The sequence below is a fragment of the Marinobacterium arenosum genome (assembly GCF_019795155.1).
GTDB lineage: Bacteria > Pseudomonadota > Gammaproteobacteria > Pseudomonadales > Balneatricaceae > Marinobacterium_C > Marinobacterium_C arenosum.
On sequence record NZ_JAILYN010000024.1, the window covers coordinates 37,144 to 57,457 of the forward strand.

Annotated in this window: 24 protein-coding genes and 1 other RNA gene; 5 read left to right on the plus strand and 20 right to left on the minus strand. The window is 61.8% G+C overall.

The features are described from left to right. The first annotated feature begins 160 nt into the window (after positions 1 to 160). Together smpB and ssrA are read left to right on the plus strand one after the other, a co-directional pair. Positions 161 to 637 (plus strand): SsrA-binding protein SmpB, encoded by a 477-nt coding sequence (gene smpB, locus K6T12_RS12285; protein ID WP_222222905.1) that lies wholly within the window; start codon positions 161 to 163, stop codon positions 635 to 637. 54 nt (positions 638 to 691) lie between these two features. Beyond that, positions 692 to 1,053, plus strand: a transfer-messenger RNA (tmRNA) gene (ssrA, locus tag K6T12_RS12290). A gap of 150 nt (positions 1,054 to 1,203) precedes the next feature. Here ssrA and K6T12_RS12295 read toward each other — a convergent pair. The 6 genes from K6T12_RS12295 to ectA all read right to left on the minus strand — a co-directional run bounded on the left by K6T12_RS12295 (position 1,204) and on the right by ectA (position 7,082). Further along, the gene (locus K6T12_RS12295; protein WP_222222907.1) at positions 1,204 to 2,091 is read right to left on the minus strand and encodes a tetratricopeptide repeat protein; all 888 of its coding nucleotides are present in this window, start codon (positions 2,089 to 2,091) and stop codon (positions 1,204 to 1,206) included. Next, the gene (locus K6T12_RS12300; protein ID WP_222222909.1) at positions 2,076 to 3,518 is read right to left on the minus strand and encodes an aspartate kinase; all 1,443 of its coding nucleotides are present in this window, start codon (positions 3,516 to 3,518) and stop codon (positions 2,076 to 2,078) included. Before K6T12_RS12300 ends, K6T12_RS12295 begins: the two co-directional genes overlap by 16 nt. Before the next feature lie 206 nt (positions 3,519 to 3,724). Next, positions 3,725 to 4,645 (minus strand): ectoine hydroxylase, encoded by a 921-nt coding sequence (gene thpD / locus K6T12_RS12305; protein WP_222222911.1) that lies wholly within the window; start codon positions 4,643 to 4,645, stop codon positions 3,725 to 3,727. Between the two features lie 31 nt (positions 4,646 to 4,676). Continuing rightward, positions 4,677 to 5,081, minus strand: coding sequence for an ectoine synthase (locus tag K6T12_RS12310; protein ID WP_222222913.1), 405 nt, complete (start codon positions 5,079 to 5,081; stop codon positions 4,677 to 4,679). A gap of 121 nt (positions 5,082 to 5,202) precedes the next feature. Then, positions 5,203 to 6,501 (minus strand): diaminobutyrate--2-oxoglutarate transaminase, encoded by a 1,299-nt coding sequence (ectB, locus tag K6T12_RS12315; protein ID WP_222222915.1) that lies wholly within the window; start codon positions 6,499 to 6,501, stop codon positions 5,203 to 5,205. A gap of 74 nt (positions 6,502 to 6,575) precedes the next feature. After that, on the minus strand, positions 6,576 to 7,082 hold the full coding sequence (ectA, locus tag K6T12_RS12320; RefSeq protein ID WP_222222916.1) for a diaminobutyrate acetyltransferase: 507 nt from the start codon (positions 7,080 to 7,082) through the stop codon (positions 6,576 to 6,578). Positions 7,083 to 7,530: 448 nt separating this feature from the next. Here ectA and K6T12_RS12325 point away from each other — a divergent pair, with 448 nt between their 5' ends. Continuing rightward, entirely contained in the window at positions 7,531 to 8,070 is a 540-nt protein-coding gene (locus K6T12_RS12325; protein ID WP_222222918.1) for a MarR family winged helix-turn-helix transcriptional regulator, read from the plus strand. Here K6T12_RS12325 and K6T12_RS12330 read toward each other — a convergent pair. Then, positions 8,067 to 8,936, minus strand: coding sequence for a hypothetical protein (locus K6T12_RS12330; RefSeq protein WP_222222920.1), 870 nt, complete (start codon positions 8,934 to 8,936; stop codon positions 8,067 to 8,069). The two genes, K6T12_RS12325 and K6T12_RS12330, sit on opposite strands and share 4 nt — an antisense overlap. A gap of 177 nt (positions 8,937 to 9,113) precedes the next feature. Between K6T12_RS12330 and K6T12_RS12335 the strand changes: the two genes are divergently transcribed. Together K6T12_RS12335 and K6T12_RS12340 are read left to right on the plus strand one after the other, a co-directional pair. Beyond that, positions 9,114 to 9,323, plus strand: coding sequence for a hypothetical protein (locus tag K6T12_RS12335; protein ID WP_222222922.1), 210 nt, complete (start codon positions 9,114 to 9,116; stop codon positions 9,321 to 9,323). Between the two features lie 336 nt (positions 9,324 to 9,659). Beyond that, on the plus strand, positions 9,660 to 9,965 hold the full coding sequence (locus K6T12_RS12340; RefSeq protein ID WP_222222924.1) for a c-type cytochrome: 306 nt from the start codon (positions 9,660 to 9,662) through the stop codon (positions 9,963 to 9,965). A gap of 150 nt (positions 9,966 to 10,115) precedes the next feature. On the opposite strand, the gene hypE is transcribed toward K6T12_RS12340, so the two are convergent. The 13 genes from hypE to K6T12_RS12405 form a co-directional block, all read right to left on the minus strand. Continuing rightward, positions 10,116 to 11,165 (minus strand): hydrogenase expression/formation protein HypE, encoded by a 1,050-nt coding sequence (hypE, locus tag K6T12_RS12345; RefSeq protein WP_222222926.1) that lies wholly within the window; start codon positions 11,163 to 11,165, stop codon positions 10,116 to 10,118. A 292-nt stretch (positions 11,166 to 11,457) separates the two neighbouring features. Then, positions 11,458 to 12,582 (minus strand): hydrogenase formation protein HypD, encoded by a 1,125-nt coding sequence (gene hypD / locus K6T12_RS12350; protein ID WP_222222928.1) that lies wholly within the window; start codon positions 12,580 to 12,582, stop codon positions 11,458 to 11,460. Between the two features lie 129 nt (positions 12,583 to 12,711). Further along, entirely contained in the window at positions 12,712 to 13,404 is a 693-nt protein-coding gene (locus K6T12_RS12355) for a D-sedoheptulose-7-phosphate isomerase (RefSeq protein ID WP_222222930.1), read from the minus strand. A 232-nt stretch (positions 13,405 to 13,636) separates the two neighbouring features. Next, the gene (locus tag K6T12_RS12360) at positions 13,637 to 13,915 is read right to left on the minus strand and encodes a HypC/HybG/HupF family hydrogenase formation chaperone (RefSeq protein ID WP_222222931.1); all 279 of its coding nucleotides are present in this window, start codon (positions 13,913 to 13,915) and stop codon (positions 13,637 to 13,639) included. A 13-nt stretch (positions 13,916 to 13,928) separates the two neighbouring features. Beyond that, positions 13,929 to 15,407 carry a sigma-54-dependent transcriptional regulator gene (locus K6T12_RS12365; RefSeq protein ID WP_222222933.1) on the minus strand — a complete coding sequence of 493 codons (1,479 nt, stop codon included), beginning with the start codon at positions 15,405 to 15,407 and terminating at the stop codon, positions 13,929 to 13,931. A 9-nt stretch (positions 15,408 to 15,416) separates the two neighbouring features. Further along, positions 15,417 to 16,364: a hydrogenase nickel incorporation protein HypB gene (gene hypB / locus K6T12_RS12370; RefSeq protein ID WP_222222935.1), complete on the minus strand. Its 948-nt coding sequence runs from the start codon at positions 16,362 to 16,364 to the stop codon at positions 15,417 to 15,419. A gap of 2 nt (positions 16,365 to 16,366) precedes the next feature. Continuing rightward, positions 16,367 to 16,708: a hydrogenase maturation nickel metallochaperone HypA gene (hypA, locus tag K6T12_RS12375; RefSeq protein ID WP_222222937.1), complete on the minus strand. Its 342-nt coding sequence runs from the start codon at positions 16,706 to 16,708 to the stop codon at positions 16,367 to 16,369. Next, positions 16,701 to 17,858, minus strand: coding sequence for a nickel-dependent hydrogenase large subunit (locus K6T12_RS12380; RefSeq protein WP_222222939.1), 1,158 nt, complete (start codon positions 17,856 to 17,858; stop codon positions 16,701 to 16,703). The genes hypA and K6T12_RS12380 overlap by 8 nt, the downstream gene beginning before the upstream one ends. Further along, positions 17,855 to 18,346, minus strand: coding sequence for a [NiFe]-hydrogenase assembly chaperone HybE (hybE, locus tag K6T12_RS12385; protein ID WP_222222941.1), 492 nt, complete (start codon positions 18,344 to 18,346; stop codon positions 17,855 to 17,857). Before hybE ends, K6T12_RS12380 begins: the two co-directional genes overlap by 4 nt. Beyond that, entirely contained in the window at positions 18,343 to 18,585 is a 243-nt protein-coding gene (locus tag K6T12_RS21750; protein ID WP_222222943.1) for a rubredoxin, read from the minus strand. The genes hybE and K6T12_RS21750 overlap by 4 nt, the downstream gene beginning before the upstream one ends. After that, a complete protein-coding gene (locus K6T12_RS12395) occupies positions 18,582 to 19,442 on the minus strand; it encodes a hydrogenase expression/formation protein (protein WP_222222945.1) in 861 nt (286 codons plus the stop codon). Before K6T12_RS12395 ends, K6T12_RS21750 begins: the two co-directional genes overlap by 4 nt. 8 nt (positions 19,443 to 19,450) lie before the next feature. Continuing rightward, on the minus strand, positions 19,451 to 19,900 hold the full coding sequence (locus tag K6T12_RS12400; protein WP_222222947.1) for a hypothetical protein: 450 nt from the start codon (positions 19,898 to 19,900) through the stop codon (positions 19,451 to 19,453). 80 nt (positions 19,901 to 19,980) lie between these two features. Beyond that, entirely contained in the window at positions 19,981 to 20,310 is a 330-nt protein-coding gene (locus tag K6T12_RS12405) for a HypC/HybG/HupF family hydrogenase formation chaperone (RefSeq protein ID WP_222222949.1), read from the minus strand. Positions 20,311 to 20,314: the final 4 nt, after the last annotated feature.

Here is a 20,314-nt window from a genome sequence, read left to right on the forward strand (position 1 = left end):
TCGCCGCTGCAACCCGATTCTGCAGCGGCTTGAAACCGGCCCCCTTGATACCCATCAAGTAACCAGCACAAACATCGCCGAGCCCGCAGCAGCTGGTGCCGCCACGTCCGGCTGCGAGTTCGCTTTCCTTGTCGATCAGCCACTTATATAATCGCGCCCCATGGCAAAGAAGAAAAAAACCGGTAATACCAGCAACACCATCTGTCTCAACAAGAAGGCACGCCACGAATACTCCATCGAGGACAAATTCGAGGCGGGCCTGGCGCTGACCGGGTGGGAGGTCAAAAGCCTGCGCGAAGGCCGCGCACAGCTGGTCGATTCCTATGTGGTGCTGAAGGACGGCGAGGCCTGGCTGGTCGGCGCTCACTTCACACCGCTGAAGACCGCCTGCACCCACGTGGTGGCGGACCCGACCCGCGACCGCAAACTGCTGTTGCACCGCCGCGAGATCGACAGGCTGGCCGACGCCACCCAGGCCAAGGGCTACACCTGTGTCGCCCTGGCACTGTACTGGAAGCAGGGCCGGGTCAAATGCGAGATCGCGCTGGTGAAGGGCAAGAAGCTGCACGACAAGCGTGCCACCGAGAAGGAACGCGACTGGAATCGCGAAAAACAGCGCGCCATGGCGACGCGTTGAACTTTTCCCTCTTTCTTCTTGTCTACTGATCGCGTAGACTCTGCGCTCATATCCGGGGGTGACTTGGCTTCGACGCCGATTACGAACCCTTGGGTGCATGCCGAGAACGTGATGATTCTCGTAAATCCATCATCACACTAGTTATAGTTGCAAACGACGATAACTACGCCCTGGCAGCCTAAGGGCCGCCAGCACTGCTCCTGGAGGTGTCTGTAACTACAGGATTTTGCAGTGTCATTTGAGACAGAATCGCCCGGACGCTTTGCCTCAAGCTGAACGGTTAAAACTTAAAGAGGCTCGCCCTAAACACCCTGGCTCTCGGGTCGTGCTGGGTTAACTAAATAGAGCAGCCTAAGCATGTAGATCTCAAGGCAGAGGATTGGCGGACGCGGGTTCGAAACCCGCCACCTCCACCAAATCAAGCAAGAGAAGCTGCCCAACGGCGGCTTTTTTTGTGCCTGCAACAAACCACCCGCAGTCCATCCAGCCCGGCCGCGCAGCGGCGCATACCACCGGCAGGCAAATCGCCGCCCAAGAAGCGCACAGCCCCATTCAACCAGCCGCCGTCAGCTGGCCAATTCCAGATTCAGCAGCTCCTTGAACGGCGCAAAGCCATGCAGCGGCATCAACGCAGGGTCCTTCAGGATGTCGTCACGGTAGGATTCGGTGCGCGAGATCACCTCGACCAGATGGCTGACCGCCTCGTCGCACTGCTCCATCGCGGTACAGGCGCAGGCCAGCTGATAGAAGGCGTGCACATTGTCCGGATCGATGGTCAGCGCCTGGCGACAGAGACTGGCAGCCCACTGAGGCTCGCCGAGCTCAAGTACGGCATCGGCCTTGTAGGTCAGCGCTTCACCGTCGTCGCGGCGCAACTTGAGGATCTGGTCGTAGATCGCCAGCTTGCCCGACGGATTGTGCTCCTGCGCCGCCCGCAGCCAAAGCGACTGAACCTCCTGGGTCAGCTCGATCTCTTCTCGATTCTCTTCGATATGGCGGGTCTTCTGGTTCAGTTGCTGCTCAATGGCGTGCAGCCGTCGCTCATACTCGCTGACCAGCTTGCTGATCTCCTCGTCGGCCAGCGAGTGAACCCGCTCCTTGATCTCGCGGATTGAGGTCCAGCCGACCAGCACCAGGATCGAGCTGGCGCCGGCGATCAGGTAGAAGAAGTAGGTGATGGTATCGGTGGCGTAGGTGACCGCCCGGTCGACCGAGCCCAGTTCGCGATCGACGATCTGCTGCAGCAGCTCCGCCTTCTGCGCCGACAGGTCGACCCGCAGCTGCTTCAGCTCGTCGAGCACGTAGCGCTCGACGAACGGGGAGTACAACGGCTGATCCAGCTGCTCGACGTTCCGCCGCGCAGCCTCCGCCTCCTCGGCGGCCGGCTCCGCCCGCAGCGGAGCGGCCAGCTGCACCAATAGGCAAAAAGCCAGTACCGTCAGGATGCGAGACATATCGCCCGTCCGTGGTCATGCACCTCCACCAGGCAGCGGTGCAGGCTCTTGATCGCGCCGGCGTAGTCATCCTCGTCGACCACGAACTGCATATCCACCTGGCGCATCGACTGGTGCATCGCCTGTACGTTGATCTGCTGCTCGGCCAGCGCCCCGACCGCCTTAGCCAGCATGCCGCTAATCTGCATATCACTGCCGATGGCCGATACGATGGCCACCTTGCGCTGGTTGATCTCGGCCTCGGCACACTGCTCTTCCAGCGCCCGCCGGATCCGCTTGACGGTCTTCAGATTGGTCGACAGGTAGTGGGTGATGGTATTGGCGTTCACATCCTTGGAGACGATATTGGCCTTGAAGCGGCCGAGCACCGCCAGGATCTCGCGGTCGTAACGACCGACGCTGCCGGTCATCTCCTGGTCGAACACTTCGATGGCGTACATCCCGGTGGCGCCGGCGATGATCTCCACACAAGGTGTATCGCTGACATAATCACCGGTGATCAGGGTGCCGGCGTGCTCCGGCTCGAAGGTGTTCTTGACCCGCAGGGGAATGCCGTTCTGGCGCAGCCCCTTGGCGGCGCGCGGGTGGATCGCCTCCATGCCGAGGTTGGCCAGCTGGTCCGCCACGTCGTAGTTGGTACGGCCGATCGGCACCACGTTGGCCTCGCCCACCAATCGCGGGTCGGCGCTGCTGAGGTGAAACTCCTTGTGGATGATCGCCTCACGGGCTTTGGTCAACACCGCGATACGGCTGAAGGTCATCTCGCTGTAGCCGCGATCGAAAGTCGACATCAGACCCTGCTCGCTGTGCGCGTAGCCGGTTGCTACCGGCAGCTGGGTACCCAAATCGAGCCCGGCGAAGGCCTTTTCGATCCGCTCGTCCAGCGACATATGCTTGTCGGCACGCCAGCCGGTCAGGTCGACGAAACAGGCGTTGACGCCGTCGCGCTTCAGCAACTGGGCGGTATTCCAGGCGCTGTGCGCCTCGCCGATACTGGCCAGCATCTCGCGCACCGTGGCCAGGTGCGCATCCAGCGAGAAGTGGCCGTGCTGGCAGAGCTGCTGCAGACCGAGCAGGCAGCCTTCGGCATCGTCCAGTCGCTCGCCGATAAAGGCGTTGGCTTGCACCAATTGCGTGCCATCGCCGAACAGCTCGGCATTGATGGCGAACATATCCTGCTTCAGCTGCTGCAGCGCTTCCCGCCAGCTGTCGTCATTAATGCCGTTGGCAAACAGTGCAAAGACGCCGGGCCGGCCGGTCTTCTTGTGTTCCAACAGCTGGTTGGTGATACCGCCATAGGCGGAGACAACGAAAATTCTTTGGTAGAGGGAGTGTTGATGGACGGGCTTCAGAATGACGTTATCCCGCAGAGCGGCATAGTCGCTCATCGAGGTACCGCCCACCTTTTCTACCGTATGGGCTTGCATTATTGGGTCTCCATTATCGGCTTTGCTCGGCCGGCGGACCGGTTGTTTTATGGCACCGCTCCGCCCTCTCCTTGGTCGCGCAAACGATGCACCGACAATTGAGGCGATTCCAGCAAAGCCTTTGTTTTATAAGATTTCCCCGGAACAGACCGCCCGATGAACGGAGCCTATTCCGGGGACTGCTCGCGATTGACAGCGGCCTGCCGTCACAGATCGATCGGCTGAATGCGCTCGCGACTGCAGATATACTCGGGGCGCGGCGGCTGATCACAGAACGGTTCAACCACCCGGTTGCTCAACGCGTTGTAAACAAAAAACGCGTTGGAGCGCGGAAACGGCGTGATATTGCCGTTGGAGCCATGCATGGTGTTGCAATCGAACACAATGATACTGCCCGGCTTGCCCGTTGCCGTCTCGATGCCACCCGCCTCAACCAATTGGCTCAGGCAGTCGTTGCTCGGTACGCCGCACTCCTGCTTCTTCAGCGAGGATTTGTAGTGATCGGCCGGGGTTTCCCCTTCGCACACCGCATAGGATTTGTGCGAGCCGGGCACCAGCATCAGCGGACCGTTGCAATCGAAGTTCTCGGTCAGGGTGATCGAGATACTCAACGCCCGCATCCGCGGCATGCCGTCCTCGATATGCCAGGTCTCGAAATCGGAGTGCCAGTAGAACTCCTTGCCGGCAAAGCCCGGCTTGTAGTTCAACCGCGACTGATGCACGTACACCTGGTCATTCAACAGATAACGGGCCAGACCCGCCAGGCGCGGATCGGCAGCCAGCTTTTTGAAAACCAGGCTGGTCTCGTGAACCATGAAGATCGAGCGGATATCGCCGCTGCCGGGCTCAGTGATCGAATGCTCCGAGGCCTTGACGCCGTCATCCTCCAGCAGCGACCCCAGCTCCTGCTGAAACGCGGCAACCTCCCGCTCGCTGAAAACGTTTTCAAGGATCAGAAAGCCCTGCCGCTCGTACTGCTCGACCAGGGCATAATCGATCGGGCACTCCAGGGCGTTGGTACTGTAGACCACGGGGTCCTTACGCTCCGCCAGTGCCGGCTGACGCCCGCCGCGCGAGGGGTAGGCATCTGCGTTGTGCTGAGTGGAATTCACTGCTTGCTCGGCCATTATCGGGTTCTCCTTCGCTGATCCTCCTGGTTCAGTCCGTCACCGCTTCGGCTTCCAGCTCGTAGGCGCCTTCGGCGTTGTGAACTTCCTTGCCGTTCAGCGGCGGATTGAACACGCAGGCCATCTTCATCTCGGAGAAGGCGCGCAGAATATGCTCGTCATGCTGATCCAGGATATAGATGGTGCCCGGCTTGATCGGGTATTTCCTGCCGTCGTTCAGGGTTTCCACCTCACCTTCGCCGGACATGCAGTAGACCGACTCCAGATGGTTCTGGTAGTGCATCCGAAAATCGGCACCCTGGTAGATGGTGGTGATATGGAAGGAAAAACCCATCTGGTCATCCTTCAGCAGCAGGCGGGTACTCTCCCAGTTGCCACCTTCCGAAACGACGCGCCGGTTGGAGTTTTCCGCTGCCTGCAATGTTCTAACGATCATGATCTGTCCTGTTTGCTAAGTTTGTATACGGGCGAGGCGCAGCTGCGGTAAGACACTAGCGCAGCACTCGGCGCCTCCAGCCCAATTAACTTGAAATAGTGCCGCGTGACGGAGCCCGGGCTTAGCTGGCGAGATCGAAGTAATCCTTCTCTTCGGGGATCGAGTCCTCTTTCGCGCAGACCTCCTTGATCGCCTGCTCGACGATATCCATCCCCTGCTTCAGGCTTTCGTCGCTGATGATCAGCGGGCAGAGGAACTTGACGATCTGGTCATCCGCGCCGCTGGTTTCGATGATCAGCCCTTTCTGGAAAGCGATACGGGTGACCTTGCCGGCCAGTTCGCCGTTGATGCAGTTGATCCCCTGAAACATGCCCCGGCCACGGGTGGTGAAGTTGCCTTCGCCGTACTGCTCGACGATCGCATCCAGCCGCCGAGCGATATAGTCGCCCTTGCGCTTGATCTCGTTGGAGAACTTGTCATCCGACCAGTAATGATCGATCGCCGCCTTGGCGGTGACGAAGGCCAGGTTGTTGCCGCGGAAGGTGCCGTTATGCTCGCCCGGCTTCCACTGATCCAGCTCCGGCCGGAACAGCACCACCGCGAACGGCAGGCCATAACCGCTCAGTGACTTGGACAGGGTCACCATATCGGGATAGATACCGGCTTCCTCGAAGCTGAAGAAGGTGCCGGTACGGCCGCAGCCGGCCTGGATATCGTCGATGATCAGCAGGATTTCATGCTTCTTGCAGACCACATCGAGGCTCTGCAGCCACTCGACGCTGGCGGCGTTGATGCCGCCCTCGCCCTGCACGGTTTCGACGATCACCGCCGCCGGCTTGTCGACACCGCTGCTGGAGTCGGACAGCACCTTGTCCAGGTAGGCGGTGGTATCGAGCTGATCACCCAGATAGTTTTCATACGGCATCCGGCTGACACCGCCGAGGGTCACACCGGCCGCACCACGATGGTGGGAATTACCGGTGGCGGACAGTGCGCCCAGGGTAACGCCATGGAAGCCATTGGTGAAGGCGATGATATTTTCCCGACCGGTGACACTGCGGGCCAGCTTGATGGCTGCCTCGACGGCGTTGGTACCGGTCGGACCGGTAAACTGCATGACATATTCATAGCCGCGCGGCTTGAGGATCTTGTCGTTGAAGGCCTCCAGGAACTCCCCCTTGGCCTTGGTGTGCAAGTCCAGGCCGTGAGTAATGCCATCGCTCTGGATGTAGTCGAGCAATTCCTGCTTGAAGAGCGGGTTGTTATGACCGTAGTTCAGCGTACCGGCCCCGGCGAGAAAATCGATGTACCGGTTACCCTCCTGGTCGAACAGGAACTCACCCTGCGCCTTGTGGAATACGCGCGGGAAGGAACGGGCATAACACTGTACTTCCGATTCAATCTCTTCAAAAATTTTCATTTATCTCTCCTTAAGTTTCTGAATTCTTTCGCGGACACGACCGGCCCATTTCCGGGCCTGGCCGGTTTGCCGACTTACTGAAATGGGCCGATGCGAACCAGCATCTCGGTGGCATGCTCGCCGTCGAAGTGCGTCTGCCGATCAAACAGCACCGAACGGTTCAACTCGGCGCCCAAGCTGCGAGCCAGGCGCTCGAACAGCGCCCAGGAGGCGCCGTTCGCCTCGGTAATCGTGGTTTCGAGATAGCTCACCCCCTGACACTGGGGGCGCTGCAGAATGTCATGCAGCATCCGGCTCGCCAGCCCCTGGCCGCGCGCCTGTTCACCGACCGCCACCTGCCAGATGAACAGAGTGTCGGGACGCTCGGGCAGCCGATAACCGGAGATAAAACCGACCAGCTGATCACCACTGAGCGCCGCCACCGACGTCTCGGCCATATGACTGCACTGCAACAAATTGCAGTACATGGAGTTGCCATCCAGCGGCGGGCAAGCAGCCACCAGCCGATGGACCGCGGCTCCATCTGCCGAAACCGGCGCTCGCAACTGCACGCTCACCTGTTCAGTCTGGGAATCATTCATCACCAAAATCACATCCGAATCTAATTATTAGTACTCAAATTGCTTTTCACGCAATAAATAAGAAACACCACCTACAGAACAACAAAAGCGACCAAAACCAACAGTTATCCCGTAGTTTTCAGGCACATTTGCTTAGAACTCTAAGCATCGTACACTAAACATCTTCAGTGAACAAATGATGTAGACACGGCTATACTTTTTGGACCCTTAACAAATACACACAAACAACCGGGCACAAGAGGACGGACACCGGCTAGCTACAAGGGCTGCGGCCAATAGGAAGGGAGCGGTCGGCAACTGGATGGGGCGATGTATTACGCATACGCGGAAGGGGATTCATGCCAAGGCACTGCCACCCAGTCGACACCAGATGGGCGGTCAACAGGGGGCGGGCCGCCGGCTCGGCGCATCCAGCACCATTCAATCAGCGCAGGAAAAGGGGCTGAACTTGGATCGAATTGAGGAAGTACTGATCGCGCTACGCCGGGTCATAAGGGCAACCGACCTGCATTCGAAGTACCTGGCCAAGACAACCGGGCTGACGGCACCGCAGATCCTGTTGCTGCAAGCGATCCGGGACAAGGGCCTGCTGACCATCGGCGAGCTGGCCAGCGATATCAGCCTGAGCCAGGCCACGGTGACCACCGTGCTGGATCGACTGGAGAAACGCGGCCTGGTCTATCGCCAACGCTCGGCGACGGACAAGCGCAAAGTGCACGCCCATCTGACCAATGCGGCACACGAAATATTGAAAAGCGCCCCGATCCCATTGCAGGAGCAGTTCACCCGTCAATTCGATAATCTGCAGGATTGGGAGCAGACCCTGATCATCTCCGCCCTGCAACGGGTCGCCCAGATGATGGACGCCCAGCATATCGACGCCTCTCCGGTGCTGGATGTCGGCCTGCTGGCCGACCAGGGCCCCCGCACGAGAAACAGGCCGCGACGACAGAAAGCGATGATGCCAAACCGCCCTAAGCCGACCTAATCCAGCTGCATCAACCGGTTTCGCTGCTCAAGCAATTGCTGCAGAAAACCTGTATCGATATCGCGCCGTTGATCACGATACTGCCGACAACAATCCAGTGCCGCCCCATCACCCTGCTCATCGATCTCAATCCCCAGCTCGACCGCCCTTCGCAGCAGCGGGGCTGCCGTCTCTGACGGCAATCCGCTTTGCTGATGACCGCCGCTTGCCAGCCAGCTTTGCGCCAACCGGAAGCCGCTGTGCATATTCAGCCGCAGCATGTAATCGATGCGGGTTTCGACCGACAGCCGGCCGGTCGCCGGGTAGTGGATAAGCAATGGGAACAGCGGGCTCAACGTCGGCAACAGATGGTTGGCGTAGACCTCGCACTGCCAGTATCTGCCGGCCACCGCCTGGAAGTGCTCGAAGTCGCGGATATTGCAGAAGCCCGATTCAGACAACGGCAGAATCTCGACCTTGGGCTTGGCCGGGTCCACGGTATCGTTGGCAACATCGACATAGAGCGTGCCGAACTGGAAGGCGTTCTGGAAATAGCTTTCGCGCAATGCGCCCCAGACCCGCCGGGCCACGCCCCCCTCGGCGACGAACTGGCGGATCAGCTGCTGAGCCGGATTTTGCGGCCGCTGGATCCCCTGCTGCAGCAGCCGGTAAACAGCCTGGGAGATCTCCAGGCAACGACCAATAGGGTACGCCTTTTCCCCCTGGGCCGGGTACTGTCGCTCGAGCGACGGATCGACCTGCTCCCGCAGTCGCAGCAGTTCGCTTTCAATAAGTACCAGATTGGGTTGCAACCAGCGTCGGGTCAGCTGAACCTGGCGGTCATCGACCGGTGTCAGCTGTTCCGCCAGGCGGGGGGATTCAGGCATTGATCTAAGCATCCTGCTGAGCAAAGTATCGGCCATCTTAGCACCACGCCTTCAAAGCGCTCCAGCACGATGCCAGAGCCGTTCATCATTTCGCCGCACAGTTGCAATATCCCTGCAATATGGCTCAGGTAAAACTGATGTCATCAACAGATTTGAGAATATTTTGAGGATACTAAGATGGAAAAACAGCATCTGGTGGCGCAGCTGAAACAGTTGCTGCGCAGTGGTTACTCGATTGACGATGTGCGCAACCTGGTGATTGGCCCGCGCATCCTGGTGGAACAGGCGATCGCCGAATACCAGGCCCAGAGCCTGCAGCGCGAACAGCAGCAGCGACCGTTGCGCCAGCAGGCCGAGTACGCCATGTACCTGGGCAGCGCCCGCTAAGCGGCGCTACCCGCAACAGCCAAAGCACCAAGCAATAAAAACATCCGCTAGCTGAACCAGTCCGCCGCCCTTGCCGGTCAACCAAGAGCGTCAAAAACCCAGCCGAAAATCGCCGAAAACTCACCCTTCTCCTTATAAACACACTATATTTAGGGTTAAACGCCGGCGTTTTCGCGCCTTTAACCGGGTTATTCGCACAAGCCTTGATACAGCGCATATTCACCTTCGGTTCAGGGCTTTGGGCGTATTTACATAAAGTAACGCCTATGCGTACACTGCGCCCGCGGGCCTTTGCGGGTCACCGCCAATGACTAGTGAGCACTGAAGGATATAACCATGAAAAAAGCTCTGATCGCTGCTACCGCCGCCGCGCTGATGTTCCCGGCAGCCGCCATGGCTGAACGCTCCGGCGAAGAGGTCTACAACACCAAATGTGCCGTCTGCCACGCAGCAGGCGTAGCCGGCGCACCGAAGCTCGGCGACGCCGCCGCCTGGGAAGCTCGCGTTGCCCAGGGTATGGACGCGCTGCTGGCCACCGCCAAGAGCGGTAAGGGCGCCATGCCGCCGAAAGGCACCTGCATGGACTGCTCCGATACCGAACTGTCCGCCGCTATCCAGCACATGGTCGGCAACGCCAAGTAAGTTGACCGCGGCCAAAAGAAGCCCCGCCTGACAGCGGGGCTTTTTATTTTCTATCGCTGCCGACTACGGGTCTTCGAAGGAGATACGCTTCCCCCCCTAATCGCCAGGACAGTTAGGTCTGGCCCCTTCGCATCCCATCGCCATACTGAACTAACAGATCCGCGGCAGCTGTTCGCCAACCAGCATATCCAGAATACGCTCGCCGCCGAAGCCGGTCTGCACCAGCACCCGCCCGGCCGGCCCGGCCAGCACCTCACCGATAATCGCCGAGCCCCGGCCCGCCGGATGGGCCTGCATCGCGGCCAGCACCGCTTCGGCCTGCTCGCCGGGCACCACCGCCACCAGCTTGCCCTCATTGGCGAAATAGAGCGCATCCAGCCCCAGAATCTCGCACACCCCGCGCACTTCGTCGCGCACCGGCAGGGCCTCCTCGAGCAACCGGATCGACAGCGCCGAACTCTCGGCGAACTCGTTGACCACCGTCGCCACGCCGCCGCGCGAGGCATCACGAATGGCGTGGATATCCGGGCAGACCTCCAGCATCGCCTGCACCAGCGAGTGCAGCGGCTGGCAGTCGGTCTTAAGCTCCACGTCGAGCGCCAGATCGCCACGGGCGTTGAGGATCGCCGCGCCGTGATCGCCGATAAAGCCGTTGACGATCACCTTGTCGCCCGGCCGGCAGCGCTGGGCGGAGATATTGACGCCGGCCTTGATCACGCCGATACCGCTGGTGTTGATGAACAGCTTGTCGCCCTTGCCCTTGGGCACCACCTTGGTATCGCCGGTGACGATGGTGACACCGGCCGCATCGGCCGTCTGGCGCATCGACTGCACGATCTGGCGCAGCTCGCTGACCGCCATTCCCTCTTCGATGATCATGCCGCAGGAGAGGTATTTGGGGATCGCCCCGCTGACCGCCAGATCGTTGACCGTACCGTTGACCGCCAACGTGCCGATATTGCCGCCCGGGAAGAACAGCGGATCGACCACGTAGGAGTCGGTGGTAAAGGCCAGCTGGCCGCCCTGCGCCGACAGAGCCGCCAGGTCGAAGCGGGCCTGGTCCTCCAGCGGGTTCAGATCAGGATTATCGAAGGCACCGACAAACAGGTCCTCGATCAGGTCGCGCATCGCCTTGCACCCGGAACCGTGCGCCATGGTGATGGTATCGGCTTTCAGGGTACGTCTGGGTCGGTTAGTCATAGCAGTCTTCTTATCTGGCTTGTAGCTATCTTGTTTTACCACGTGTAGGAGGGGCTTCAGAGGGTGTCGCAAAACTACTACGCTCGGTGATGCTGCGTTAAAAATCGGCTCAAAATGCTCATTTTCAGCACGTAAACTCCGCTTTTTCGCCGATTTTTGCCTTGTCTCACCTTCGCTCGCTACATTTTGCGACACCCTCTTTAGCCGCGACCTCTTCGCCATGGTGCTCGGCGTTGGTCGCGGCTAAACCTGCCCGGCCGGAGTCCCTCCTACAACAGTAATATTTTGAAATTCACATATTCACGGCGTCGATGCGGCCGTAGCTGTGATAGGCCGAGCAGGCCCCCTCGGTCGACACCATCAGCGCGCCGAGCGGCGTTTCCGGCGTGCACTGCTTGCCGAACACCTTACACTGCCAGGGCTTGATCACCCCCTTGAGCACCTCGCCGCACTGGCAGGATTTCGGATCGGCGATCTTCAGGTTCGGCAGGGTGAACTGCTTTTCGGCATCGAACGCGGCATAGCCTTCGCGGATCTGCACCCCGGAGTGGTCGATCGACCCCAAGCCGCGCCACTCGAAGAACTCACGCAACTCGAACACCTCGGCCACCGCCTGCAATGCCTGTGTGTTGCCGCCGTCCGGCACGATCCGCTTGTACTGGTTCTCGATCCGCGCCTCGCCGTCACGGATCTGCAGCAACAGCATATGGATCGACTGCAGCACGTCGAGCGGCTCGAAGCCGGACACCACCAGCGGCCGGTCGTAGTGCCGGGAAACGAACTCATAGGGCTTCTGGCCGATCACCATGCTGACATGGCCGGGGCCCAGGAAGCCGTCGATATACATATCCGGGCTGTCGAGGATCGCCTTGATGGTCGGGATGATGGTGATGTGGTTGCAGAACAGGAAGAAGTTGTCGATCCCCTGCACCTTGGCCTGCTTCACCGTCAGCGCGGTGCTCGGCATGGTGGTCTCGAAGCCCAGCCCGAAGAACACCACCCGCTTGTCCGGGTTGGCAATCGCCAGCGCCAATGCATCCATCGGCGAATAGACCATCCGCACGTCGCAGCCGTCCGCCTTGGCCTGCTGCAGACTCTTTTTCGAGCCCGGCACCCGCATCGCGTCGCCGAAAGTGGTGAAGATCACATCCGGCTGCTCGGCGATCGCCACGCAGTCGTCGACCCGTCCCATCGGCAACACGCAGACCGGACAGCCCGGCCCATGCACCAGTTCGATCTCCTTCGGCAGCAGCTGCTCCAGGCCGTAGCGGAAGATCGAGTGGGTATGGCCGCCGCAGACCTCCATGATCTGCAATGGCTGCTGCTGCGCCTTCGGGATCTCCTTGATGACGGCGTGGATCTGCTCCAGCACCGCCTTGGCCATCTTCGGATCGCGGAACTCGTCGACAAATTTCATCTGCTCACCTCAACCGCACCTCTGCCAGGTGCTGTGTTTTGTTTGTGGCTGGCACGCGCTCCAGGGTGCGGTCTCGCCGGATCGGCGGACCGCGCAGGACACGCCTGTCACAGAACTTCCATCGCAAGCCTAACGGCCGTGCTCGCCCAGGTAACCGCGCTCGTCGGCCAGCAGGGTGTGCACCAGGTCCCACAGGATGTGGTAGCAGACCAGGTGGCACTCCTGGATGCGGTGCACGCTGTCGGTCTCGACGATCAGGCAGTGGTCCACATTGGAACTCTGTGCCAGTTCACCACCGTCGCCGCCGGAGAACGCCACCACCGACAGCCCCAGCTGCTTGGCCTTGTTGACCGCCGCGGTAATGTTGGCCGAGTTGCCGGAGGTGGAGAACACCACCAGCAGATCCTCCGGTTTGGCCAGCGCCAATAGCTGGCGCGGCAGCACATGCTGGAAGCCGATATCGTTGGCCACCGCGGTCAGCATGGCGTTGTCCTGGCTCAGATTGATCGCCGGCAGCGCCGGCCGACCGGCGGTGACCGGGTGCATGAACTCCAGCGCCAGGTGGGCCGAGTCGCAGCTGGAGCCGCCGTTGCCGGCGGTCAGCAGCCGACCGCCATTGCGGTAGCTTTCGGCGATCGCTTCGGCGATTTGCGCCAACACACCGCTGTACTTGGCGAAGAACGCCTGCTTAGCGGCCAGGCTCTGCTGCACCTTGAGCTGGATCGAGTCCTGCAGCCCGGCGGATTTGTCGCGCGGTGCCGCCGGCTGGTCCGGTGCCATAAAGGGGTACATCGAGGCGAGAATATCGTCGTTATCAGCCATGGTTATCTCTCTGCAGATCTGCTGCGGTTTATCTGTGCTGTTCGGTGCCATATCGGTCGCGGCCGAAGTCCCTCCTACAAGGGGTGCTAGCGATGTAGGATTGCCTTCAGGCGACCAAACGCCGATAGGCGTTTAAACCACTAAATCCGGAGCCACTGCTGTGCCAAATTCGGTCTCGGTGCTAGACCGGTTCAGTCGCGGCTGAAGCCCCTCCTACAGGGGCAACGCCAACTCAGGCGCCGGTATTCCTGATCGCCGCCAGCTCCTCCTCCATCTCGCCGAACTCGGCCAGCAACTCCAGGGTCTTTTGCGCTTCCTGTTCGTCGATCAGGCTCATCGCGAAACCGACATGGACCAGCGTCCAGCGGCCGATCAGCGACCCGGCATCGGCCGCCTCGGCCAACACGCAGGCCAGGTTGACCTCTCGCTTGACGCCACAGACGTCCACCATCGCCAGCATCTGCTCGGCATCGACGATCTCGACGATCTGGCCGGGAATTCCCAAACACATCTTCAGCTTCCTCTCAGTGTTCTGTCTCTGCAGCTGGTACAGGGCGAGCCCGGTCCATCTCGTAACGTTCCAGTTTGGCACGTAAGCCAACCCGGGACAGCCCCAGTTCACGCGAGGCCTGCGACTTGTTCCAGCGGTGGCGGATCAGGGTTTCGCGCAGAATCCGCTTCTCCAGCGCCTCGATCCGCTCCTTCAGGCTGCCCTGCAAACTCGCTACCTGATCAAGCAGCTCGCCGGCCTCTTCGGGGCCGGCCCGCAGGATGCGCGGCGACAGCAGATCGGCACCGACCCAGTCTTCGCCGGCCAACACCAGCATCCGGCGCACCTCGTTCTGCAGCTCACGCACATTGCCCGGCCAGTGGTAGCGCTGCATGCAGGCCAGCGCCTCGTCGCTGTAACCGCGCACCGGCTTATCGAACTCCCGCTGGGCCTTGTCCAGAAAATGCTGCGCAAGCAGCGGGATATCCACCCGCCGCTGCGCCAGCGGCGGTAGCGTCAGGGTCACCTCGGCCAGCCGGTAGTAGAGGTCCTGGCGGAAGCGGCCGGCGCGCACCTCCTCCTCCAGATCGCGGTTGGTCGAGGCCACCACCCGCACGTTGACCTTGCGGCGGCGGTGGTCACCGAGCGGGCGCACTTCGCGCTCCTGCAATACCCGCAGTAGCTTCACCTGGAACGCCGGGCTGATCTCGCCGATCTCGTCGAGAAAAATGGTGCCGCCATCGGCCTGTTCGAACAGCCCGACATGGTCGTTGATCGCGCCGGTGAAGGCGCCCTTCTTATGGCCGAACAGCTCCGAGGCCAGCAGCTCGTCCGGCATCGCGCCGCAGTTCTCGACCACGAACGGCTGCTCGGCACGGCTGCTGTTGTAGTGCAGCGCACGGGCGAACAGCTCCTTGCCGGTGCCGGACTGGCCGGTGATCAGCACCGAGATGTCGTAGGGTGCGATCCGGCCGACCTGCTCGCAGATCCCGTTCAGCGGGCTGTCGGCGCCGCGTCGGATCTCGGCCAGCTGGAACTGCTGCTTCAGCTGCGCCTTGCGGGCCGACAGCTCGCGCTGCAACTGCGGCGCGGTCAGCTTCATCTCCATCGCCAGCAGCTCGTTCTGCTGCTGCAGGCTGGACAGCTGGCAGGCCTGGCGCAGGCTGTCCAGCAGCGCCTCCGGATGCCAGGGCTTGGTGATGTACTGGTGGATGCCGGAGTCGTTGACGCCGCGGATGATATCCTCGGAGTCGGTGTAGCCGGACAGGATCAGCCGGGCGGTGTCAGGCCAGCGCTCGCGCACCTGGCTCAGCAGCTCCACGCCGCTGGTGCCGGGCATCCGCTGATCGCACAGCACCGCGTTGACCGGCTGCTGCTCCAGCAGCGCCAGCGCCTGCTCGGCATTGCTGGCGGTCAGCACGTCGAACTCCTCGTCCAGGGTGCGCTCCAGGGTCTCCAGCGAGCGGACCTCGTCGTCGACGCAGAGCACCCGGGGCCGCTTGATCATCTCCATGGGCGATCCTCAGAGCAGCGTGCGTAGCTGATCGATTTGTGACTGCAGCCGGTCGATCCGCTGCTGCAGGCGACTGCGGCGCCGGCTTTCCAGCCAGTCCAGCCAGCTGTCCATCCCCTCGCCGCTGCGCGCCGACAACTGGATCACGTCGATATCGGGATTGACCCGGCGGGCGTAGTCGATACAGGCCTCGACGTCGAAATCCAGGTGCGATAGCAGGTCGATCTTGTTCAACAACATCAGATCGGCGGCGTGGAACATGTCCGGATACTTGATCGGCTTGTCCTCCCCCTCGGTGACCGACAGGATCGCCACCTTGTGGGCTTCGCCGAGGTCGAACGCCGCCGGGCAGACCAGGTTGCCGACATTCTCGATAAACAGCAGGCCGCCGCTCAGCTGGTCGAAGTTGTCCAGCGCATGACCGACCATATGGGCGTCCAGATGGCAGCCCTTGCCGGTGTTGACCTGCACCGCCGGCACCCCGGTGGCGCGGATCCGGTCGGCATCGTTGGCGGTCTGCTGGTCGCCCTCGATCACCGCCAACGGCCGTCGGCCTTGCAACCGGCCGATGGTCTCGGTCAGCAGGCTGGTCTTGCCGGAGCCGGGGCTGGAGACCAGGTTCAGCACCAGCAGGTTGTCGCGCTCGAAGCGGGCCCGGTTGGCAGCGGCATAGCGGTCGTTCTTGCCGAGGATATCCTGCTCGATCTGCACCATCCGGCGCTGACTCAGCCCCGGCGCATGGGCTCGGGCCGGCCCCTGGCCGTAGTGGTGGTTATCACCGTCCTGCACCACTGCGTCCGTTTCATGGGGATGATGGTCGTGGTGATGATGATCGTGACCTTGATGGTCATGAATGTGGTCGTGAGGGTGATGATCGTGCGCATGATCATGATGATGGTGGTGATCATGCCCCTCGATCGACAATTCCCCTTCGCCGCATCCGCATACCGTACACATACTCAGTCCACCTCCAGTTCTTTTATTCTCAGCTCTTCGCCACTGGTGACCTGCACCTGGTAGCTGCCGCAAGCCGGACAGCTGTCGTAGCGTTGCCGGATCTCGATCTGCGACGCACAGCCCAGACACCAGCCGCTGGCCGGCAGCTCGATGATCTCCAGCCGGGCACCCTCGGCCAGGCTGTCACGGGTCACCGCCTCGAAACAGAACCGCAATGCCTCGGTTTCCACCGCCGCCAGCGGGCCGATCTCCAGCCAGACGGTGCGGACCCGGCGGTACTGCTGCTCGACCGCCTGCTGCTCCAGCAGCTGGACGATCCCTTCGGCGATCGACATCTCATGCATCCGGCCCGATCTCCACGTCAAATTTCACACAGGGGTCCAGCAGCAGTGCCAGCGTCCGCACCAGTGCCAACGCCTGCTGCCGGTCGGCCACCGTGACTCCGCGCAGCTGCCGCACCAGGCTGCCGGCCGGGTGGAAGTTCCACTCGGTCGGCGCCAGCAGCGCCAGCTCGGCCACCACGCCATCCACCAGCCTGAGCTGGTGACTCAACAGCCCGCGGGCACTGTCCACCGTCGCCAGCCCCCAACCGGGGGCTGGTGCCGACTCCAACGCCAGCGGTTCGGCCTGCAGCAGCCGTACAGGCAATTGCCGCAACTCGTCGAGCAGCGCCAGCAGCCGTTGCACCAGCGGGTGCAGCCCCTGATCCGCCGTCAGCCGCTGCAGCGGCGCGCCCCGCCAACGCGGCCAGAGACCGGTCTCGCGGGGTTCACCGTGCAGAGTCGGCGCGCGACAGAAGGCTGCCGACTGCTCAGTCTGCAACTGTCGGTGCAGCCAGTCACGCGGCAATGCACTTAGCGTGGCGCTGCCCTGATGCAGGTCAACTTCACCGAACCGCCGCTGCAAGCCAACCAGCAACCGGCCGACAGGGCTCTGCTCAGCAGCGGCCAGCCGCTGCTGAAGCCACATTTCCAGCGGTAACTCGCTTAAGGGTAGCCAGCTCTGCTGTAACTCCGATACTAGCCCATGGCCCACAGCCGGGTTGCTTGACGCCTGCCCAGCCAACCGCAGCGCATCACTGCGCCGGTCACAGTAGGCGGCGTAAAATCGGTTGAACGCCGCCAACAGCGGGCGCAACTCGGCCGGCATACCGAGCCAATCACGCAGCAGACGCAGTAACTGTTCACGTCCGCTCTCCGCCAACAGCAGCTGGGCGCGGGCCCGCCGTACCGATTCCGACGCCTCGATACCCAGCGCCTGCTCGACCGCCTGCAACGCGGCTATCCGCTGGGCATTACCGCACAGTGCGAACAGCAACGGCAATCCAACCAACAATTGATCGACCGAGCGGCCGACGAACAGCCGGGCCAGCGCCGTTGGCCGGCTGGAGTCGATCTCGACGGCGGCGATCCGGGTCCGGCCCGGTTCATCGGCCAACCGCAAACGTATGCGCAACTCGCCGACCGGATTGGCGGCCAAGGCTCGCCCGTTCATCGTGCCGACCCGCCGGCCAACCCGGTTAAAAATCCACGTCGACTCAGCTGTTGTGGCTGGCCTGCCAAATCTTTCTCGGCGGGCACATCGGTGGCGGGCTCCGCAGCTTGAAACAGCGCCGCCAGAGCGGCCCCGGCGGTCGCTTCCGCCGCCGCCTGGTCGGCGAATTCGAACACCGGCGAGAACAGCGAACAGGCGCAGTAACCACCGAAATGCGCATCCCAGCCGTGGATAAACTCGTAGCTGCCGCTGGGCAATAGCAGCCGCCGCTTTTCGCCGCTGTCGCCTTCGCACCAGCGATCGTCTTCGCCCGGCAGCAGCATCAGGTTCATGAACCAGGGGGTCAGCAACGCCCCCAGCCGGCGTCCCTCGAACTCCCGAAAGCCAAGCGCCCTTACCGACAAGGCCGGGTTCAGCATCGGCAGCCCGGCCATCTGCTCGCGCTCGATCTGCCGGTAACGCTGTTCGAGCTGTGCCGGACCGATCACCTGTCCAGCACCATGAACTGCAGCCGGTCGCCGTCGCACTCCGGGCAGCGCCAGTGGTCCGGCAATTGGCTGAACGGCGTGCCCGGCGCAACCTGCCAGACCGGATCGCCCTGCAACGGGTCGTAGACGTACCAGCAGATCTTGCACTCCAACCGGCTATCGTCGGCCAGCTGATGGTCCTTGCCCAGGTAGCTGCCTTCGAAGCAGTCCTTAAAACACACCTCGAAACCGCCGCTCATACCAGTACCTCGCGGATCTCGCGCAGTCGCAATGCGCTGTCGTCGATATCCTCCTGCGCGGCGCAGGCCACCGCCGGCACGTCGACCACCTCCAGAGTGTCGAGGATCAGCTGATCGGTGGAGTTGTAGTACTGCACCCGCCAGAGCGCAGGCACCCGGGTACTGGTGATCCGGCAGTTGCCGTAGCCGCGTGACAGGATGGTGACCGGGCCGGCGCCCAGCTTTTCATCGAGAAACTGATGATCGTTCGGCGAGAACGGCAGCAGCGACAGGTTAACCACATGGGGCGGCCGGCCGGGCCGGTAGTTCTGCGTGTGCTCGGCCAGCTCGGTCAATACCGCCGGCGCGTTGAGCAGATCGCCGGCCAGCTCCTGCCCGCACAAGGTCAACGGCTGGCAGCCATGAAAGGCAGCGCTGCGCACCCGCGCCGGAATGTCAGCCACCTCGATGGTCTCGTTTTGACTGTCGCCGTCGTCGGACAGCGTGCGCAGCCGCCAGACGCCGGCCAGCACCGTCTCCTGCGCCAGAATACGCGGCTCGCCCTCGAACACCAGGCTGACCTCACCCTCGCCAAGAATCTGGTTCAGCAGATCCTGGTCTTCCAGCGGCAGCTGGCCCATCGGCAGGCTCAGCGCGCCCAGCCCGACCCGATAGCCGTCAAGCAGGTGCTGCAATTTGTCGAGCAACGCCACCGCCTGCGGGCACTGGGCCGCCTGCTCCGCCTCCGGCAGCACCGGCATATCGTAGCTGGCCATCTCGCTCGGCATCGGCAGGTAGTCAAGCACCCGCTCGTCGTCGGATTCCGGCCGGCTACCCGGCCCCAGCGGTATATTGATCAGCGGGATATCAGACGGCATGACTCACCTCAATGACCGCAGCCCGGCGCACCAACGCCGTTCGGGCCTGTATTGTTGACGACGACCGGAATACCGATGCCGGGGTTGCGGCTTGGCTCAAGCGCCAGCATGCGATCGATCTCGCTCAGGTAGTCATCCCAGTTCTGCACCCGGCTGATCTGGCCCAGGTAGCGGCCCTGTTTCAGCAATACCAGGGTCGGCCACTGCTGGAAGTTGTAACGCCCCTGCAGCGCTTTCTCGGCACTGCGGGCGATCACCGCCACCGACAGTTGCGGAAACGCCTTGACCAGCTCCGGCAGGATCACCGCCAGGTCGTTGGATTCCGGAAAGCGCGCCGGCGCCTCGCTAAAGAACAGCAGACTGTAGGGCTGGCGCTCGACGAAACCGTCGAAGCTGTCGCCATCCAGCAGCGGGTAACCGTAGTCGTCGACCAACCGGTCGATTAACGGGGAGGACATAACACTCACTCTCGCTTTTTTAATAATGTCTTTTTAATAATGTCTTTCTAATAATTTCGTTTTTTCAAAATGCCGGGGGCTTACTTGGCATTCGGCGATATCTGTTCGGCCAGATGGGGCGGCAACTCCGGCTCGCGCTTGAGCAGATCGGAGAACAGACTGTCCAGCAGCGCACCTTCGTCAGCTCGACCATCGGCGACCGCTTTCATCGCCAGCAGCGCCTGACGCACTTGGCGGGCACGCTGCTCGCTGAGCACCTCACGGGCCGCGCCGAGAAACACCAGCAGCCAGCTGCCAGCCGGCTGTGGCCCGACCAGCGCGGTATCCACCCGCTGCTGCACGCCGCCGTTATCGCACAGCGCGAAACCGGGGTGACTCTCGATCACCTGCATCGGAATGCCGATACACATCGCC

What these genes read in the sequence shown, in the direction of transcription:
- smpB (WP_222222905.1), top strand. Translation starts at nt 161, where the DNA reads ATGGCAAAGAAGAAAAAAACCGGTAATACCAGCAACACCATCTGTCTC.
- K6T12_RS12295 (WP_222222907.1), bottom strand. Translation starts at nt 2,091, where the DNA reads ATGTCTCGCATCCTGACGGTACTGGCTTTTTGCCTATTGGTGCAGCTG.
- K6T12_RS12300 (WP_222222909.1), bottom strand. Translation starts at nt 3,518, where the DNA reads ATGCAAGCCCATACGGTAGAAAAGGTGGGCGGTACCTCGATGAGCGAC.
- thpD (WP_222222911.1), bottom strand. Translation starts at nt 4,645, where the DNA reads ATGGCCGAGCAAGCAGTGAATTCCACTCAGCACAACGCAGATGCCTAC.
- K6T12_RS12310 (WP_222222913.1), bottom strand. Translation starts at nt 5,081, where the DNA reads ATGATCGTTAGAACATTGCAGGCAGCGGAAAACTCCAACCGGCGCGTC.
- ectB (WP_222222915.1), bottom strand. Translation starts at nt 6,501, where the DNA reads ATGAAAATTTTTGAAGAGATTGAATCGGAAGTACAGTGTTATGCCCGT.
- ectA (WP_222222916.1), bottom strand. Translation starts at nt 7,082, where the DNA reads ATGAATGATTCCCAGACTGAACAGGTGAGCGTGCAGTTGCGAGCGCCG.
- K6T12_RS12330 (WP_222222920.1), bottom strand. Translation starts at nt 8,936, where the DNA reads ATGCCTGAATCCCCCCGCCTGGCGGAACAGCTGACACCGGTCGATGAC.
- K6T12_RS12335 (WP_222222922.1), top strand. Translation starts at nt 9,114, where the DNA reads ATGGAAAAACAGCATCTGGTGGCGCAGCTGAAACAGTTGCTGCGCAGT.
- K6T12_RS12340 (WP_222222924.1), top strand. Translation starts at nt 9,660, where the DNA reads ATGAAAAAAGCTCTGATCGCTGCTACCGCCGCCGCGCTGATGTTCCCG.
- hypE (WP_222222926.1), bottom strand. Translation starts at nt 11,165, where the DNA reads ATGACTAACCGACCCAGACGTACCCTGAAAGCCGATACCATCACCATG.
- hypD (WP_222222928.1), bottom strand. Translation starts at nt 12,582, where the DNA reads ATGAAATTTGTCGACGAGTTCCGCGATCCGAAGATGGCCAAGGCGGTG.
- K6T12_RS12355 (WP_222222930.1), bottom strand. Translation starts at nt 13,404, where the DNA reads ATGGCTGATAACGACGATATTCTCGCCTCGATGTACCCCTTTATGGCA.
- K6T12_RS12360 (WP_222222931.1), bottom strand. Translation starts at nt 13,915, where the DNA reads ATGTGTTTGGGAATTCCCGGCCAGATCGTCGAGATCGTCGATGCCGAG.
- K6T12_RS12365 (WP_222222933.1), bottom strand. Translation starts at nt 15,407, where the DNA reads ATGGAGATGATCAAGCGGCCCCGGGTGCTCTGCGTCGACGACGAGGTC.
- hypB (WP_222222935.1), bottom strand. Translation starts at nt 16,364, where the DNA reads ATGTGTACGGTATGCGGATGCGGCGAAGGGGAATTGTCGATCGAGGGG.
- hypA (WP_222222937.1), bottom strand. Translation starts at nt 16,708, where the DNA reads ATGCATGAGATGTCGATCGCCGAAGGGATCGTCCAGCTGCTGGAGCAG.
- K6T12_RS12380 (WP_222222939.1), bottom strand. Translation starts at nt 17,858, where the DNA reads ATGAACGGGCGAGCCTTGGCCGCCAATCCGGTCGGCGAGTTGCGCATA.
- K6T12_RS21750 (WP_222222943.1), bottom strand. Translation starts at nt 18,585, where the DNA reads ATGAGCGGCGGTTTCGAGGTGTGTTTTAAGGACTGCTTCGAAGGCAGC.
- K6T12_RS12395 (WP_222222945.1), bottom strand. Translation starts at nt 19,442, where the DNA reads ATGCCGTCTGATATCCCGCTGATCAATATACCGCTGGGGCCGGGTAGC.
- K6T12_RS12400 (WP_222222947.1), bottom strand. Translation starts at nt 19,900, where the DNA reads ATGTCCTCCCCGTTAATCGACCGGTTGGTCGACGACTACGGTTACCCG.
- K6T12_RS12405 (WP_222222949.1), bottom strand. Translation starts at nt 20,310, where the DNA reads ATGTGTATCGGCATTCCGATGCAGGTGATCGAGAGTCACCCCGGTTTC.